Below are 14,393 nucleotides of genomic sequence, written 5' to 3' on the forward strand. Positions count from 1 at the left end.
ATGCGTCGACTTGTCCGCCCCAAACCCCTGATGCTGATCCTGTCGGTCATTGCCCTGATCGTGTTGGTTGCCGTCGGCCAGTACCAGCGCCTGTTTGAACGCTGCGGGTTCAATGTGCAGGCGCTATGGCAGCCGATGAATACCCGATCCATTGGCCTGGACCAGTATCAGGTGGCGATCGAGGCGCGAGTCACTGACGGTCTGGACGACGATGTTTCAGCGCTGACCTTCGATCCCGTGCGCAAAAGCCTGTTCACGGTCACCCAAAAAAACGCCGAGCTGATCGAGTTGTCCCTGGAAGGCAAAATCCTGCGGCGAGTGGCGCTGGTCGGGTTCGGCGACCCGGAAGCAGTGGAGTTCATTAGCGCTGACACTTACGTGATCACCGATGAGCGTGAGCAACGGCTGATCAAGATTCATCTGCGCAAGGGCACGACGTTCCTCGATGCCGCGGACGCCGAGCAGATGACCCTCGGCGTGCACATGAGCGGCAACAAGGGTTTCGAGGGTTTGGCCTATGACTCGGTGGGCAAGCGCTTGTTCGTCGCCAAGGAGCGCGACCCGATGCTGATCTACGAAGTGCAGGGCTTTCCCCATTACAACCCGGAGAAGTCCTACGCGGTGCACGTGGTGAACAATCCCAAGCGCGATGGCGGAATGTTCGTGCGAGACCTGTCGAGCCTGCAATATGACGAGCGCAGCGGCCATTTGCTGGCACTGTCCGATGAGTCGCGGTTGATTCTTGAACTGGATGTGGACGGGCGACCGCTGAGCACCCTGTCACTGAGCAAGGGTCGTCAGGGATTGCACAAGCCGGAAGGCATTGCCATGGATGACGACGGCACCCTGTACCTCGTCAGCGAGCCGAACCTGTTCTATGTCTTCAAAAAACCGGCACAGCCCTGACCAACACCGCAAAACCAATTGTAGGAGCGAAGCTTGCTCGCGAAGAGGCCATATCAGTCAACTGAGATGTTGAATGCTATGGCCTCTTCGCGAGCAAGCTTCACTCCTACAGATGGCTAAGGCATCAGGCCTTGAGGGTTTTCACGCCTTCGCTCGTGCCCAACAGCAGCAAGTCCGCCGGGCGCGCCGCGAACAAACCGTTGGTGACCACGCCGACGATGGCGTTGATCTGTGCTTCCAGCTCCACCGGGTTGGTGATCTGCATGTTGTGCACGTCAAGGATGATGTTGCCGTTATCGGTCAGCACACCTTCACGGTAAACCGGGTCGCCGCCCAGCTTCACCAGTTCGCGGGCCACGTGGCTGCGAGCCATCGGGATCACTTCCACCGGCAATGGGAACGCACCGAGCACCGGCACCAGTTTGCTGGCGTCGGCGATGCAGATGAAGGTCTTGGCCACGGCCGCCACGATCTTCTCGCGGGTCAGGGCTGCACCGCCGCCTTTGATCAGGTGCAGGTGCTCGTCGCTTTCATCGGCGCCGTCGACGTAGAACTCCAGATCGCTGACGGTATTGAGCTCATACACCGGAATACCGTGGCCTTTGAGGCGCGCGGCGGTGGCTTCGGAACTGGCCACTGCGCCGTCAAACGCGCCTTTGTGCTTGGCCAGGGCGTCGATGAAGCAATTGGCGGTAGAGCCGGTGCCGACCCCGACGATGCTCTTGTCATCGAGTTTCGGGAGGATGAAGTCGACGGCGGCCTGAGCCACTGCCTGTTTGAGTTGATCCTGGGTCATGCGGGCTCCGAGGTGCCGAAGAGGGGGACGAAAGGCCGGCATTATAGGCCTCGCGATGTGGAAGGTCATTGCCAGTGTGTCGAATGGAGACGAGGGGGCTTGTCTGTGGCGAGGGAGCTTGCTCCCGCTCGGCTGCGCAGCAGTCGTAAAACCTGCCAATACAGTGTGTTTGAAGAAACGGGCTGCCTGTTTTGGGGAGCACTTCGCACTCCAGCGGGAGCAAGCTCCCTCGCCACAATGAGTCTCTTGCGTTTGCGAGTGGCTAAAACCACCTGTTTAGTGTGGTCGCCCGCCCGAAAGCCGGGTTAGACTCCTTGGCCCTGCCCAACCCGTTCAGTGATGCTTTCCGATGCTCGAACAGTACGTCAAAAAGATCCTCACCTCGCGCGTTTATGACGTTGCCGTAGAAACCCCATTGCAGACTGCTCGCCAGCTCTCCGAGCGGCTGGGCAACGAGATTTGGCTCAAGCGTGAAGACTTGCAGCCGGTGTTCTCGTTCAAGATTCGCGGCGCTTACAACAAGCTGACGCAACTGAGCGATGAAGAGCGTGCCCGTGGCGTGGTCACCGCTTCGGCGGGCAACCATGCGCAAGGCCTGGCCCTGGCAGCCAAAGTGCTGGGCGTGAAAGCGACCATCGTGATGCCCAAGACCACCCCGGAGATCAAGGTCGAGGGCGTGCGTTCGCGCGGCGGCAAAGTGGTACTGCACGGCGATTCGTTCCCGGAAGCCCTGGCCTACTCGCTGAAACTGGTCGACGAAAAAGGCTACGTCTACATTCACCCCTACGACGATCCCCACACCATTGCCGGGCAGGGCACGGTGGCCATGGAGATTCTGCGCCAGCACCCGGGGCGTCTGGATGCGATCTTCGTTCCGGTGGGCGGTGGCGGATTGATCGCCGGGATTGCGGCGTACGTGAAATACCTGCGTCCGGACATCAAGATCATCGGCGTCGAACCGGATGACTCCAACTGCCTGCAAGCCGCCATGGCGGCCGGTGAGCGCGTGGTGTTGCCGACCGTGGGCCTGTTTGCCGATGGCGTCGCGGTGGCGCAGATCGGCCAGCACACCTTCGATATCTGCAAAGACTACGTTGATGAAGTGATCACCGTCAGCACCGATGAAATCTGTGCGGCGATCAAGGATATCTACGACGATACCCGCTCGATCACTGAACCTGCCGGCGCCTTGGGCGTGGCCGGGATCAAGAAATACGTCGAGCAACGTGGTGTCACCGGCCACACCTTCGTGGCCATCGATTCCGGTGCCAACGTCAACTTCGACCGCTTGCGACACGTCGCCGAGCGTGCCGAGCTGGGCGAGGGCCGCGAAGCTATCATCGCCGTGACCATCCCCGAGAAACCGGGCAGCTTCAAGGCGTTCTGCGAAGCCATCGGCAAGCGCCAGATCACCGAATTCAACTACCGCTACAACACCGGCAGCGAAGCGCACATCTTTGTCGGCGTGCAGACCCATCCGGAAAACGACCCGCGCAGTGCACTGCTCGCCAGCCTGGCCGAGCAGGGTTTCCCGGTACTCGACCTGACCGACAACGAACTGGCCAAATTGCACATTCGCCATATGGTTGGCGGGCGTGCCGCCCAGGTGGTCGATGAGGTGGTGCTGCGCTTCGAGTTCCCGGAGCGTCCGGGGGCGTTGTTCAACTTCCTCAACAAGCTCGGTGGGCGCTGGAACATTTCGATGTTCCACTACCGCAACCACGGCGCGGCGGATGGCCGTGTGGTCGCGGGCCTGCAAGTGCCCCACGACGAGCGTCATCTGGTACCGGCGGCGCTGGAAGAAATCGGCTACCCGTACTGGGACGAAAGCGACAACCCGGCCTATCAGCTGTTTCTCGGCTGAGCGGCTACGCTGATGGGCAGCCTATAAGGAATTCGAACAATGGAAACGTTAACCGCCCTCAAAGTCGCGCATGGCGTGGCGACGGTGCTGCTGTTGATCAGCGCACTGGGGCTGGCAATCTGGGTCTGGCGCACTCGTCGTAACGGTGATGCGACGGCGCCTGCGCGTACCTTGCAGCGACCGCAGGTGTTCATCTGGTTGTTGATGGGCCTGGCGCTGTTGAGCATGCCGTTTACCGGCTGGTGGATGGTGCATCTGGTGGGCTGGCCGTTGGGGCAGACCTGGTTGCTGGCGTCCAGTGTGCTGTACACCGTGGCGGCGCTGGGCTGGTTCTGGCTGCTGGTGCGGCTCAATCGGCTGCGCAAGGCGCCGGCGGCGGGGAATGGGAAGTTTACGTTGGCGTTGGCGTTGTTCAGTTTTGTCTGCTTGATCGCCATTGCGGGGTTGATGGGGGCCAAGCCGGTATAGCGCGGAATCTGTAGCAGCTGCCGAGGTACGAGGCCGCGATGGGCTGCGAAACGGCCCCAAAGGGCGGTCCTGCGGACCGCAACGTAGCCTCGTACCTCGGCAGCTGCTACAGGCTTAATCAATCGCGCAAACTGATCACCGGCCAGCCACGTTTCTCGGCCTCGGCCCGCAAGTTAGGGTCCGGATCGACCGCGATCGGATTCGTCACTTGCTCCAGCAACGCCAAGTCGTTCATCGAGTCGCTGTAGAAATAACTGTCTTCCAGGCTGTGGCCGGTTTCTTCCAGCCAACGATTCAACCGGGTCACCTTGCCTTCACGGAAGCACGGGATATCGGTGCTGCGCCCGCTGTACCGGCCGTCGATCATTTCGCATTCGGTGGCGATCAGGGTTTCAACGCCTAAACGCGTGGCAATCGGCCCGGTCACAAAACGGTTGGTGGCGGTGATGATGACCAGCTTGTCGCCGGCCTCACGGTGTTGGGCCAACAGTTCGAGGCCCTTGGGCAGCACGAGCGGTTCGATGCAGTCGCGCATGTAATCCAGGTGCCATTGATCCAGTGTCGCCATTTCGGTGCGGCCGAGGACTTCCAGGCAGAAGTTCAGGTAGGCGGCCTGATCCAGCTTGCCGGCCAGGTAGTCCTGATAGAACTCGTCGTTGCGTGCCTTGTAGGCGACGGCGTCGAGGAAACCGCGTTCGCACAGATAATCGCCCCAGGCGTGGTCACTGTCGCCGCCCAGAAGCGTGTTGTCCAAGTCGAATAAAGCCAGCCGCATTGCAGTTACTCGCTGAAAAGTCTGTAGAAAGGTCTCCAGAATACGGACTTTTCACAAGAGTGCACATAAGGTAGGTCGGCTCGTTGCTGCTTTCACAACCTTTGTGGAACAATGCGGCGACATGCGTTTGCGAGGTTGTTGCCGTGATCGACCCCGATGGTTTCCGCCCCAATGTCGGGATCATTCTGACGAATGATGCTGGCCAGGTGCTATGGGCTCGCCGAATCAATCAAGATGCCTGGCAGTTTCCACAGGGCGGGATCAACCCCCAGGAGACGCCGGAAGACGCCTTGTACCGCGAGTTGAACGAAGAAGTGGGCCTGGAGCGCGAAGATGTTGAAATTCTCGCCTGCACCCGGGGCTGGTTGCGTTATCGTTTGCCGCAACGTCTGGTCAGAACGCACAGCCAACCGCTGTGCATCGGCCAGAAGCAGAAATGGTTTCTCCTGCGCCTGATCTCCAACGAGCAGCGGGTGCGGATGGATTTGACCGGTAAACCGGAATTCGATGGCTGGCGCTGGGTCAGCTATTGGTATCCGTTGGGCCAGGTGGTGACATTCAAGCGCGAGGTGTATCGACGCGCTCTCAAAGAGCTTGCCCCGCGCCTTTTAGCGCGCGACTGACGACGGAGTTCGACCCCGAGCCATGCTCAATACGCTGCGCAAGATCGTCCAGGAAGTTAACTCCGCCAAGGATCTCAAGGCGGCGTTGGGGATTATTGTGTTGCGCGTCAAAGAGGCCATGGGCAGCCAGGTCTGCTCGGTCTACCTGCTTGATCCAGAGACCAACCGCTTCGTGCTGATGGCCACCGAGGGCTTGAACAAGCGCTCGATCGGCAAAGTCAGCATGGCACCCAACGAAGGTCTGGTCGGCCTGGTCGGCACGCGTGAAGAACCCCTGAACCTCGAAAACGCCGCGGATCACCCGCGCTACCGTTACTTCGCCGAGACCGGTGAAGAGCGCTACGCGTCGTTCCTCGGGGCGCCGATCATTCACCACCGCCGCGTCGTCGGCGTGTTGGTCATTCAACAAAAGGAACGCCGCCAGTTCGATGAGGGTGAAGAAGCCTTCCTCGTGACCATGAGCGCGCAGCTCGCCGGCGTTATCGCCCATGCCGAGGCCACCGGTTCGATCCGTGGCCTGGGCCGTCAGGGCAAAGGTATCCAGGAAGCAAAGTTCGTCGGCGTACCGGGTTCGCCGGGCGCGGCGGTCGGCACCGCGGTCGTCATGCTGCCGCCGGCCGATCTGGATGTGGTGCCGGACAAGACCATCACCGACATCGATGCAGAACTTGGGCTGTTCAAGACCGCCATCGAAGGCGTGCGCGCCGACATGCGTGCCTTGTCCGCCAAGCTGGCAACCCAGCTGCGACCTGAAGAGCGGGCGCTGTTCGACGTCTACTTGATGATGCTCGACGATGCTTCGCTCGGCAGCGAAGTCACCACCGTGATCAAGACCGGTCAGTGGGCCCAGGGCGCGCTGCGTCAGGTGGTTACCGATCACGTCAACCGTTTCGAACTGATGGACGACGCCTACCTGCGTGAGCGGGCCTCGGACGTCAAGGACCTCGGCCGCCGTTTGCTCGCCTACTTGCAGGAAGAGCGGCAGCAGACGCTGGTCTACCCCGACAACACCATTCTGGTCAGCGAAGAACTGACGCCGGCGATGCTCGGCGAGGTGCCGGAAGGCAAGCTGGTGGGCCTGGTGTCGGTACTCGGTTCTGGCAACTCCCACGTGGCGATCCTGGCGCGCGCCATGGGTATTCCGACGGTGATGGGCCTGGTCGACCTGCCGTACTCCAAGGTCGACGGCATCCAGATGATCGTCGACGGCTACCACGGCGAGGTCTACACCAACCCGAGTGACGTGCTGCGCAAGCAGTTCGCCGACGTGGTCGAGGAAGAGAAACAACTGGCCCTCGGGCTGGATGCATTGCGCGACCTGCCGTGCGTAACGGTCGATGGCCACCGCATGCCGCTGTGGGTCAATACCGGCCTGCTGGCGGATGTGGCACGGGCGCAGAAGCGCGGTGCCGAGGGCGTGGGCCTGTACCGCACCGAAGTGCCGTTCATGATCAACCAGCGTTTCCCGAGCGAAAAGGAACAGCTGGCGATCTATCGCGAGCAACTTGCCGCGTTCCATCCACAACCAGTGACCATGCGTAGCCTGGACATTGGCGGTGACAAGGCGCTGTCGTACTTCCCGATCAAGGAAGACAACCCGTTCCTCGGCTGGCGCGGCATTCGCGTGACCCTCGACCACCCGGAAATCTTCCTGGTGCAGACCCGCGCCATGCTCAAGGCCAGCGAAGGCCTGAACAACCTGCGTATTCTGCTGCCGATGATTTCCGGCACCCATGAACTGGAAGAAGCCTTGCACCTGATCCACCGGGCCTGGGGCGAAGTCCGCGACGAAGGCACCGACGTGCCGATGCCGCCGGTTGGCGTGATGATCGAGATTCCGGCAGCGGTGTATCAGACCAAGGAACTGGCGCGGCAGGTGGACTTCCTGTCGGTCGGCTCCAACGACCTGACCCAGTACCTGCTGGCCGTGGACCGAAACAACCCACGGGTGGCCGACCTCTACGACTACCTGCACCCGGCGGTGCTGCAAGCCCTGCAGAGCGTGGTGCGCGATGCGCATGCCGAAGGCAAGCCGGTGAGTATCTGCGGCGAAATGGCCGGTGACCCGGCGGCGGCAGTGCTGTTGATGGCAATGGGCTTCGACAGCCTGTCGATGAACGCCACCAACTTGCCGAAAGTGAAGTGGATGCTGCGTCAGATCAACCTGAGCAAGGCCAAGGAGTTGCTGGCGGAGCTGATGACCATCGACAACCCACAAGTTATCCACAGCTCGCTGCAACTGGCGCTGAAAAACCTTGGGTTGGCACGGATGATCAATCCGGCTTCGGTCAAGACCCTCTAGGTCAGCGGCGGCCCTGTGGCGAGGGAGCTTGCTCCCGTTCGGCTGCGAAGCAGTCGTGATCCAGCCGATGCGATCTCTATGAAAGAACGCATCGGCCGGATCGGGAGCGCTTCGCACTCTAGCGGGAGCAAGCGCCCTCGCCGCAGTTTATTGTCCGACCTTCAAACCCTGACTTCCACTTCCCCTAGATGCCCCCCATACGGCCCGAAACTCCGCTCGACCATATGCCGCATCCCATTCGCCTGAACAATCAACGCCGTGCTCGCCCGCGTCCCATAAGCCTGGCTCTTGATAAACACGCTCGACAACAACGTCTCGGTGGCTTGCCCCACGCCAGTGTCCGGCAGCTCGGCAAGCGGCGCCGTCTGTGGATCGCTGAGCAAGGCCAATAGCGCCTGCGGCTGCGGGTCGTCCAGCACTTCGCTCAAGGCTGCCTTGGCCTTGAGCACTTTTGGCCACGGCGTATCCAGCCCCGCGTTCGATAACCCATAAATCCCTGGTTCGAGCCTGACCGCCGCGGTTTCCCGAGCGTTGAAGTGCCAGAGCTCTTTGGCATTGCCGGCCAGCAGATTGAACCCGGCATATTCAGCCGAACGTGCGATAACGTCGCTTAAATAGTCTTCAATGGGCGTTTCCCCGCTGAGAAACTGCGCCACCAGTTCGCCTCGCGACTTGGCGGCCGGCGGTTGAAGGGGATTACGGATGTTGGTCAGTGCGGCGAAGCGCCCATTGGCGCCGACACCGAGCCACGTACCGCCGGCCTCGAGGTCACGCCCGGCGTAGACATGCGGGGCGTGCGGCCATTGCGCCAGGGGCAGGCTGGGCCGGGCATAGAATTCGTCGCGGTTGGCCGCCACGATCAGCGGCTGGGCATGACCCGGCCGCCAGGCAAAGACAATCAGGCACATAAGGTGGTCCTTGTGTGTTTTTTGCTCACTCTACGCAGACATCGCTCATCGATCCATCGCCATCCGCAGTGGAGCCCGAGGCCATGCATCCGTTACCATGCCGCTCCTGTTTCGGGATGCTTGGGGATGTGGCCATGGAATTTCTGCTCTATCTGGCGCTGGGCGCCTGTGCGGGCGTGCTGGCCGGGCTGTTTGGGGTAGGCGGCGGGATTATCATCGTCCCGGTGCTGGTGTTCAGCTTCACCTTGCAGGGATTTGATCCGTCGATCCTGACGCATCTTGCAGTCGGTACTTCCCTGGCGACGATCATTTTTACGTCGGTCAATGCGGTTCGCGAACATCATCGCCGCGGCGCCGTGCGTTGGCCGATTTTTGCCTGGATGACCCTCGGCATTCTGATCGGTGCCGGTTTCGGCGCGCTGACCGCCGAAGCGATCTCCGGGCCGAATCTGCAGAAGATCATCGGCATATTCGCGTTGATCATCGCTGTTCAACTCGCCTTGGACTTCAAACCCAAGGCCAGCCGAACGGTGCCCGGTAAAGTCGGTCTGACCGTGGCCGGCAGTGTAATTGGCTGGGCCTCGGCGATTTTCGGGATCGGCGGCGGTTCGCTGACCGTGCCATTCCTGACCTGGCGCAGCGTACCGATGCAACAAGCGGTGGCCACATCGTCGGCCTGTGGCCTGCCCATCGCCTTGGCAAGTGCATTAAGTTTCATGATTCTGGGCTGGCACGATCCACTGCTGCCGGCCCATAGTCTCGGTTTTGTTTATTTGCCGGCGCTGCTGGGGATCGCTCTGACCAGCATGGTCTTCGCCCGCCTCGGTGCACGACTGGCCCACAGGCTGTCGCCACGCTTGCTGAAAAGACTGTTTGCCGCTTTGCTGTTTTGCGTCGGCTTGAACTTCCTGCTCTGACACCTGACGCAATCCTGGCTTAATCCTGGCGTGACAGCGTCGCCCGGGAATTTTGAAGGTTTCAACTCTAACGAGGAGTCGCAATGCTGCCTTACCCGCAGATCGACCCGGTGGCCCTGGCCATCGGTCCGCTGAAAATCCACTGGTACGGCCTGATGTATCTGGTCGGCATCGGCGGCGCGTGGTTGCTGGCGTCCCGCCGGCTGAACCGCTTCGACCCGACCTGGACCAAGGAGAAACTCTCCGACATGGTGTTCTGGATGTCGATGGGCGTCATCGTCGGCGGCCGCCTGGGTTATGTGCTGTTTTATGATCTGAGCGCTTACCTGGCCAACCCGATGTTGATCTTCGAAGTGTGGAAGGGCGGCATGTCGTTCCACGGTGGCTTCATCGGTGTGATGCTCGCAGCGTTGTGGTTTGGTAAAAAGAACAACAAGTCGTTCTTCCAGCTGATGGACTTCGTCGCGCCGATGGTGCCGATCGGTCTGGGTGCCGGGCGCATCGGCAACTTCATCAACGCCGAGTTGTGGGGCAAGCCGACCGACGTGCCGTGGGCGATGATCTTCCCGCCGTTCAGCGACCCGGCGCAGTTGCCGCGTCACCCGTCGCAGCTGTACCAGTTTGCGCTGGAAGGTGTGGCGCTGTTCCTGATCCTCTGGCTGTTCTCACGCAAGCCACGGCCGACCATGGCGGTATCCGGGATGTTCGCGTTGTTCTACGGCATCTTCCGGTTCATCGTCGAATTCGTCCGCGTTCCGGATGCGCAACTGGGCTATCTGGCGTGGAATTGGCTGACCATGGGCCAAGTGCTGTGCGTACCGATGATCGTCGGCGGTCTATTCCTGATCTGGCTGGCTTATCGACGCGCCCCGGCGGCCCCCGCAGCGGCTGTATAAGCAGCTGGCGCAAAAAATTCGAACCCCGGGGCGACAGCTCCGGGTTCAAGGACACAGGTAATTCATGAAGCAATATCTCGAACTGGTCGCCCATGTCATTAAGAACGGCACCAAACAGGCCAACCGCACCGGCGTGAACACCATCAGCTTTCCGGGTGCGATGCTGCGCTTCGATTTGCAGGAAGGTTTCCCTGCGATCACCACCCGAAAGATGGCGTTCAAGTCGGCCATCGGCGAGATGTGCGGTTTTCTGCGCGGGGTGAACAACGCCGCTGAATTTCGTGCGCTGGGTTGCAAGGTCTGGGACCAGAACGCCAACGAAAACGCCCAGTGGCTGGCCAACCCGTTCCGTCAGGGCGAAGACGACCTCGGCGAGATCTACGGCGTGCAATGGCGCAAATGGCCGGCGTACAAGCAGATCCCGGTCAGCAACCAGGCCGCCATCGAGCAGACCCTGAGCCAGGGTTATCGGCAGATTGCTGAAGGCGAAGAAGACGGCCAGGCGTATGTGGTGTTGTACAAGGCGATCGACCAGATCCGCCAGTGCGTCGACACCATCATCAAGGACCCGGGCAGCCGTCGCATTCTGTTCCACGGCTGGAACGTTGCGCAGCTCGATGAAATGGCCCTGCCGCCGTGCCACTTGCTGTACCAGTTCCACCCGAATGTCGAGACCAGGGAAATCTCCCTGACCCTCTACATCCGCTCCAACGACCTGGGCCTGGGCACGCCGTTCAACCTCACCGAAGGCGCTGCGCTGCTGAGCCTGGTCGGTCGCCTGACCGGTTACACGCCGCGCTGGTTCACCTATTTCATCGGTGATGCCCACGTCTACGAAAACCACCTGGACATGCTCAACGAACAGCTCAAGCGCGAGCCGTTCGCCATGCCGAAGTTGAAGATCTCCGACCGTGTGCCGGAGTTCGCCAAGACCGGTGTGTATCAGCCGGAGTGGCTGGAGCTGATCGAGCCAAGTGATTTCTCGCTCGAAGGCTATGAGCATCACGCTCCGATGACCGCGCCGATGGCGGTTTAAGCCTTAGCGCCGACCAAATGAGGGAGCGAGCAAGCCTGCTCCCTCATTGTTTTAGTGGTGTTTTTAGTGGCCATGACTTCTCCCGACATGGGAATGCTCAACCTCCGTCGCCACAACCCCGCCACTGACCTCCAGCCGCTGCAAAATCCCGCACTGATCGATATCCGGCCCTTCGCCGCAGCGTTGGCGCAGGTCGAGCAGTTGTGTCTGCAACGCCAGCAAGCCGTCGATTCGTGCTTTCACATGATGGATATGTTCGTCGATCAACGCGTTGACGTTTTCGCATTGATCCTGCGGGCTGTCGCGCAGGGCCAGCAGGCTGCGGATTTCCTCCAGGGTCATGTCGAGGGTCCGGCAGTTGCGGATGAAGGTCAGGCGTTCGGCGTGGGCCTGGGTGTAGACGCGGTAATTGCCGTCGCTGCGGGCCGGTTCCGGCAGCAGGTGTTCGCGCTCGTAGTAGCGGATGGTTTCCACGGCGCAATCGGTGAGTTTCGCCAGTTCTCCTATCTTCATCGCGTCGATCTCCAAAAGGGTGCTTGACCCTATAGTGGCTACAGGGTCTTTACTTGGCAACAGGCACCTTCATGGACGCGACCAATGAGCGATTCTCTTCACACCCACAAACCCGAGGCTGATCACGATCACGATCACGATCACGATCACAGCCACAAACTGCAGCCTGTGCCCCAGCATGCCCATGGTAGCCATGATCATGGCGGCCACGGCGATTCCTGCTGTTCCTCCAAAGCGGCGCCATCGCTGATCAAGTTGAGCGAGACACCGACCGCCGGCGCGCGGTTGAGCAGCTTCCGCATCGAGGCCATGGACTGCCCGACCGAACAGACGCTGATCCAGAACAAACTCGGCAAGCTTGCGGGCGTGCAGCAACTGGAGTTCAACCTGATCAACCGGGTGCTGGGCGTAACCCATGACCTGCCAACCAACGCGCCGATCATAGAGGCGATCAAGTCACTCGGCATGCACGCCGAGCCGTTGGAACAAGGCGTCGAAGCGCCAATACCTGTGCCAGAGAAAAAACCTTGGTGGCCATTGGCGCTGTCCGGCGTTGGTGCGTTGGCGGCTGAAGTGATCCACTTCACTAACGCGGCGCCCACTTGGGTGGTGGCGGTGATTGCGCTGATCTCAATCCTCAGTGGCGGCCTGGGTACCTATAAAAAGGGCTGGATCGCCCTGAAAAACCTCAACCTGAACATCAACGCGCTGATGAGCATCGCGGTGACCGGTGCGGTCCTGATCGGCCAGTGGCCGGAAGCGGCGATGGTGATGTTCCTGTTCACCGTCGCCGAGTTGATCGAAGCCAGGTCCCTGGACCGGGCGCGCAACGCCATCGGCGGACTGATGCAGATGGCGCCCGAGCAAGCCACGGTGCAGCAAGCCGACGGCAGTTGGGTCGTACAACCGGTGAAAAGCATCGTACTGGGCGCACGGGTGCGGGTGCGTCCCGGTGAGCGGATCGCTCTGGACGGTGAAGTGTTGTCTGGCAGCTCGACCATCAACCAGGCGCCGATCACCGGTGAAAGCCTGCCGGTCGAAAAAACCATCGGCGACAAAGTGTTCGCCGGCACCATCAACCAGTCCGGTTCACTGGAATACACCGTGACCGCAGCGGCCGACCACTCGACCCTCGCGCGGATCATCCACGCCGTCGAACAGGCCCAGGGCGCGCGGGCGCCGACCCAGCGTTTCGTCGACAGCTTTTCGAAAATCTACACACCGGCGGTGTTCATCCTGGCCCTCGCCGTGGCGGTGATCCCGCCGCTGTTCATGGACGCGCTGTGGTTCGACTGGATCTATCGGGCGCTGGTGTTGCTGGTGGTCGCCTGCCCATGCGCCTTGGTGATTTCCACTCCGGTGACCATCGTCAGCGGCCTCGCGGCAGCGGCGCGCAAAGGGATTCTGGTCAAGGGCGGCGTCTACCTGGAGCACGGCTACAAACTCGACTACCTGGCCCTCGACAAGACCGGCACCCTCACGCATGGCAAACCGGTGCAGACCGACTATTTGTCCCTCGACCCGACCGCCGATCAAACAGCCCCGGCCCTTGCGGCGGCGCTGGCTGGTCGCTCGGATCACCCGGTGTCGCTGGCCATCGCCAACGCGGCAGTTGTGGATAACCAGCGCGCGCCGCTGACTGTGGATAACTTCGAAGCCTTGGCGGGGCGTGGAGTACGCGGTGAGATCAATGGTGAGCTCTATCACCTGGGCAACCATCGACTGGTGGAAGACTTGGGCCTGTGTTCTCCAGCGCTGGAAGAAAAACTGTTTGCTCTGGAGAAACAGGGCAAGTCGGTGGTGCTGTTGCTCGACAAGTCGGGTCCGCTGGCCTTGTTTGCCGTCGCGGACACCGTGAAAGCGACCAGTCGCGAGGCGATCCAGCAATTGCATGAATTGGGCATCAAAACCCTGATGCTGACCGGTGACAACGTTCACACCGCCGAGGTCATCGCCGGCCATGTGGGTATCGATCAGGCGCAAGGCGATCTGTTGCCAAGCGAGAAGCTGCAGGCCATCGAAACGCTGTATGCCCAGGGCTATCGCGTGGGAATGGTCGGCGACGGCATCAACGACGCTCCTGCACTGGCGCGGGCCGAGATCGGTTTCGCCATGGCGGCCGCCGGGACCGACACCGCCATCGAAACCGCCGATGTCGCCCTGATGGACGATGATCTGCGCAAGATCCCGGCCTTCATCAGCCTGTCGCGGCAGACCTCCAATATCCTCAAACAGAACATTGCCCTGGCATTGGTCATCAAAGCGATCTTTCTTGGGGTAACCTTCGCCGGGATCGCCACCATGTGGATGGCGGTGTTCGCCGACATGGGCGTGAGCCTGCTGGTGGTGTTCAACGGTTTGCGCCTGTTGCGCAAATAGACGATGAGGG

General features: G+C 61.0%; 13 protein-coding genes. 9 read left to right on the plus strand and 4 right to left on the minus strand.

Annotated features, from left to right (window positions below; translation table 11 throughout):
• A complete protein-coding gene (locus ACEN8R_RS25765; RefSeq protein WP_495624441.1) occupies positions 1 to 906 on the plus strand; it encodes an SdiA-regulated domain-containing protein in 906 nt (301 codons plus the stop codon).
• A 124-nt stretch (positions 907 to 1,030) separates the two neighbouring features.
• Here the strand turns inward: ACEN8R_RS25765 and rpiA are convergent, their stop codons facing one another.
• Positions 1,031 to 1,702, minus strand: a complete 672-nt coding sequence (gene rpiA / locus ACEN8R_RS25770) for a ribose-5-phosphate isomerase RpiA (protein ID WP_018928652.1) — start codon at positions 1,700 to 1,702, stop codon at positions 1,031 to 1,033.
• Between the two features lie 349 nt (positions 1,703 to 2,051).
• Between rpiA and ilvA the strand changes: the two genes are divergently transcribed.
• Positions 2,052 to 3,566 carry a threonine ammonia-lyase, biosynthetic gene (gene ilvA / locus ACEN8R_RS25775; RefSeq protein ID WP_495624442.1) on the plus strand — a complete coding sequence of 505 codons (1,515 nt, stop codon included), beginning with the start codon at positions 2,052 to 2,054 and terminating at the stop codon, positions 3,564 to 3,566.
• A gap of 39 nt (positions 3,567 to 3,605) precedes the next feature.
• Entirely contained in the window at positions 3,606 to 4,034 is a 429-nt protein-coding gene (locus ACEN8R_RS25780) for a DUF2269 domain-containing protein (RefSeq protein WP_018928654.1), read from the plus strand.
• 118 nt (positions 4,035 to 4,152) lie between these two features.
• On the opposite strand, the gene ACEN8R_RS25785 is transcribed toward ACEN8R_RS25780, so the two are convergent.
• Positions 4,153 to 4,809, minus strand: a complete 657-nt coding sequence (locus ACEN8R_RS25785; RefSeq protein ID WP_018928655.1) for a histidinol-phosphatase — start codon at positions 4,807 to 4,809, stop codon at positions 4,153 to 4,155.
• Positions 4,810 to 4,952: 143 nt separating this feature from the next.
• On the opposite strand from ACEN8R_RS25785, the gene ACEN8R_RS25790 reads away from it, so the two are divergent.
• Both ACEN8R_RS25790 and ptsP read left to right on the plus strand, forming a co-directional pair.
• Positions 4,953 to 5,432, plus strand: a complete 480-nt coding sequence (locus ACEN8R_RS25790) for an RNA pyrophosphohydrolase (protein ID WP_007897732.1) — start codon at positions 4,953 to 4,955, stop codon at positions 5,430 to 5,432.
• A 22-nt stretch (positions 5,433 to 5,454) separates the two neighbouring features.
• Positions 5,455 to 7,734 carry a phosphoenolpyruvate--protein phosphotransferase gene (ptsP, locus tag ACEN8R_RS25795; protein WP_018928656.1) on the plus strand — a complete coding sequence of 760 codons (2,280 nt, stop codon included), beginning with the start codon at positions 5,455 to 5,457 and terminating at the stop codon, positions 7,732 to 7,734.
• 161 nt (positions 7,735 to 7,895) lie between these two features.
• Here ptsP and ACEN8R_RS25800 read toward each other — a convergent pair whose 3' ends face one another.
• Positions 7,896 to 8,642 carry an NRDE family protein gene (locus ACEN8R_RS25800; protein ID WP_018928657.1) on the minus strand — a complete coding sequence of 249 codons (747 nt, stop codon included), beginning with the start codon at positions 8,640 to 8,642 and terminating at the stop codon, positions 7,896 to 7,898.
• 134 nt (positions 8,643 to 8,776) lie between these two features.
• On the opposite strand from ACEN8R_RS25800, the gene ACEN8R_RS25805 reads away from it, so the two are divergent.
• The 3 genes from ACEN8R_RS25805 to ACEN8R_RS25815 all read left to right on the plus strand — a co-directional run bounded on the left by ACEN8R_RS25805 (position 8,777) and on the right by ACEN8R_RS25815 (position 11,491).
• Entirely contained in the window at positions 8,777 to 9,559 is a 783-nt protein-coding gene (locus tag ACEN8R_RS25805) for a sulfite exporter TauE/SafE family protein (RefSeq protein WP_018928658.1), read from the plus strand.
• A gap of 83 nt (positions 9,560 to 9,642) precedes the next feature.
• On the plus strand, positions 9,643 to 10,455 hold the full coding sequence (lgt, locus tag ACEN8R_RS25810; RefSeq protein WP_064621002.1) for a prolipoprotein diacylglyceryl transferase: 813 nt from the start codon (positions 9,643 to 9,645) through the stop codon (positions 10,453 to 10,455).
• Between the two features lie 64 nt (positions 10,456 to 10,519).
• Positions 10,520 to 11,491 (plus strand): thymidylate synthase, encoded by a 972-nt coding sequence (locus tag ACEN8R_RS25815; protein ID WP_495624443.1) that lies wholly within the window; start codon positions 10,520 to 10,522, stop codon positions 11,489 to 11,491.
• A gap of 63 nt (positions 11,492 to 11,554) precedes the next feature.
• On the opposite strand, the gene cadR is transcribed toward ACEN8R_RS25815, so the two are convergent.
• A complete protein-coding gene (cadR, locus tag ACEN8R_RS25820; RefSeq protein ID WP_258612807.1) occupies positions 11,555 to 12,004 on the minus strand; it encodes a Cd(II)/Pb(II)-responsive transcriptional regulator in 450 nt (149 codons plus the stop codon).
• Between the two features lie 84 nt (positions 12,005 to 12,088).
• Here cadR and ACEN8R_RS25825 point away from each other — a divergent pair, with 84 nt between their 5' ends.
• Positions 12,089 to 14,383, plus strand: a complete 2,295-nt coding sequence (locus tag ACEN8R_RS25825; protein WP_495624444.1) for a heavy metal translocating P-type ATPase — start codon at positions 12,089 to 12,091, stop codon at positions 14,381 to 14,383.
• Positions 14,384 to 14,393: the final 10 nt, after the last annotated feature.

The sequence above is a fragment of the Pseudomonas sp. Pseusp15 genome, from assembly GCF_059492165.1.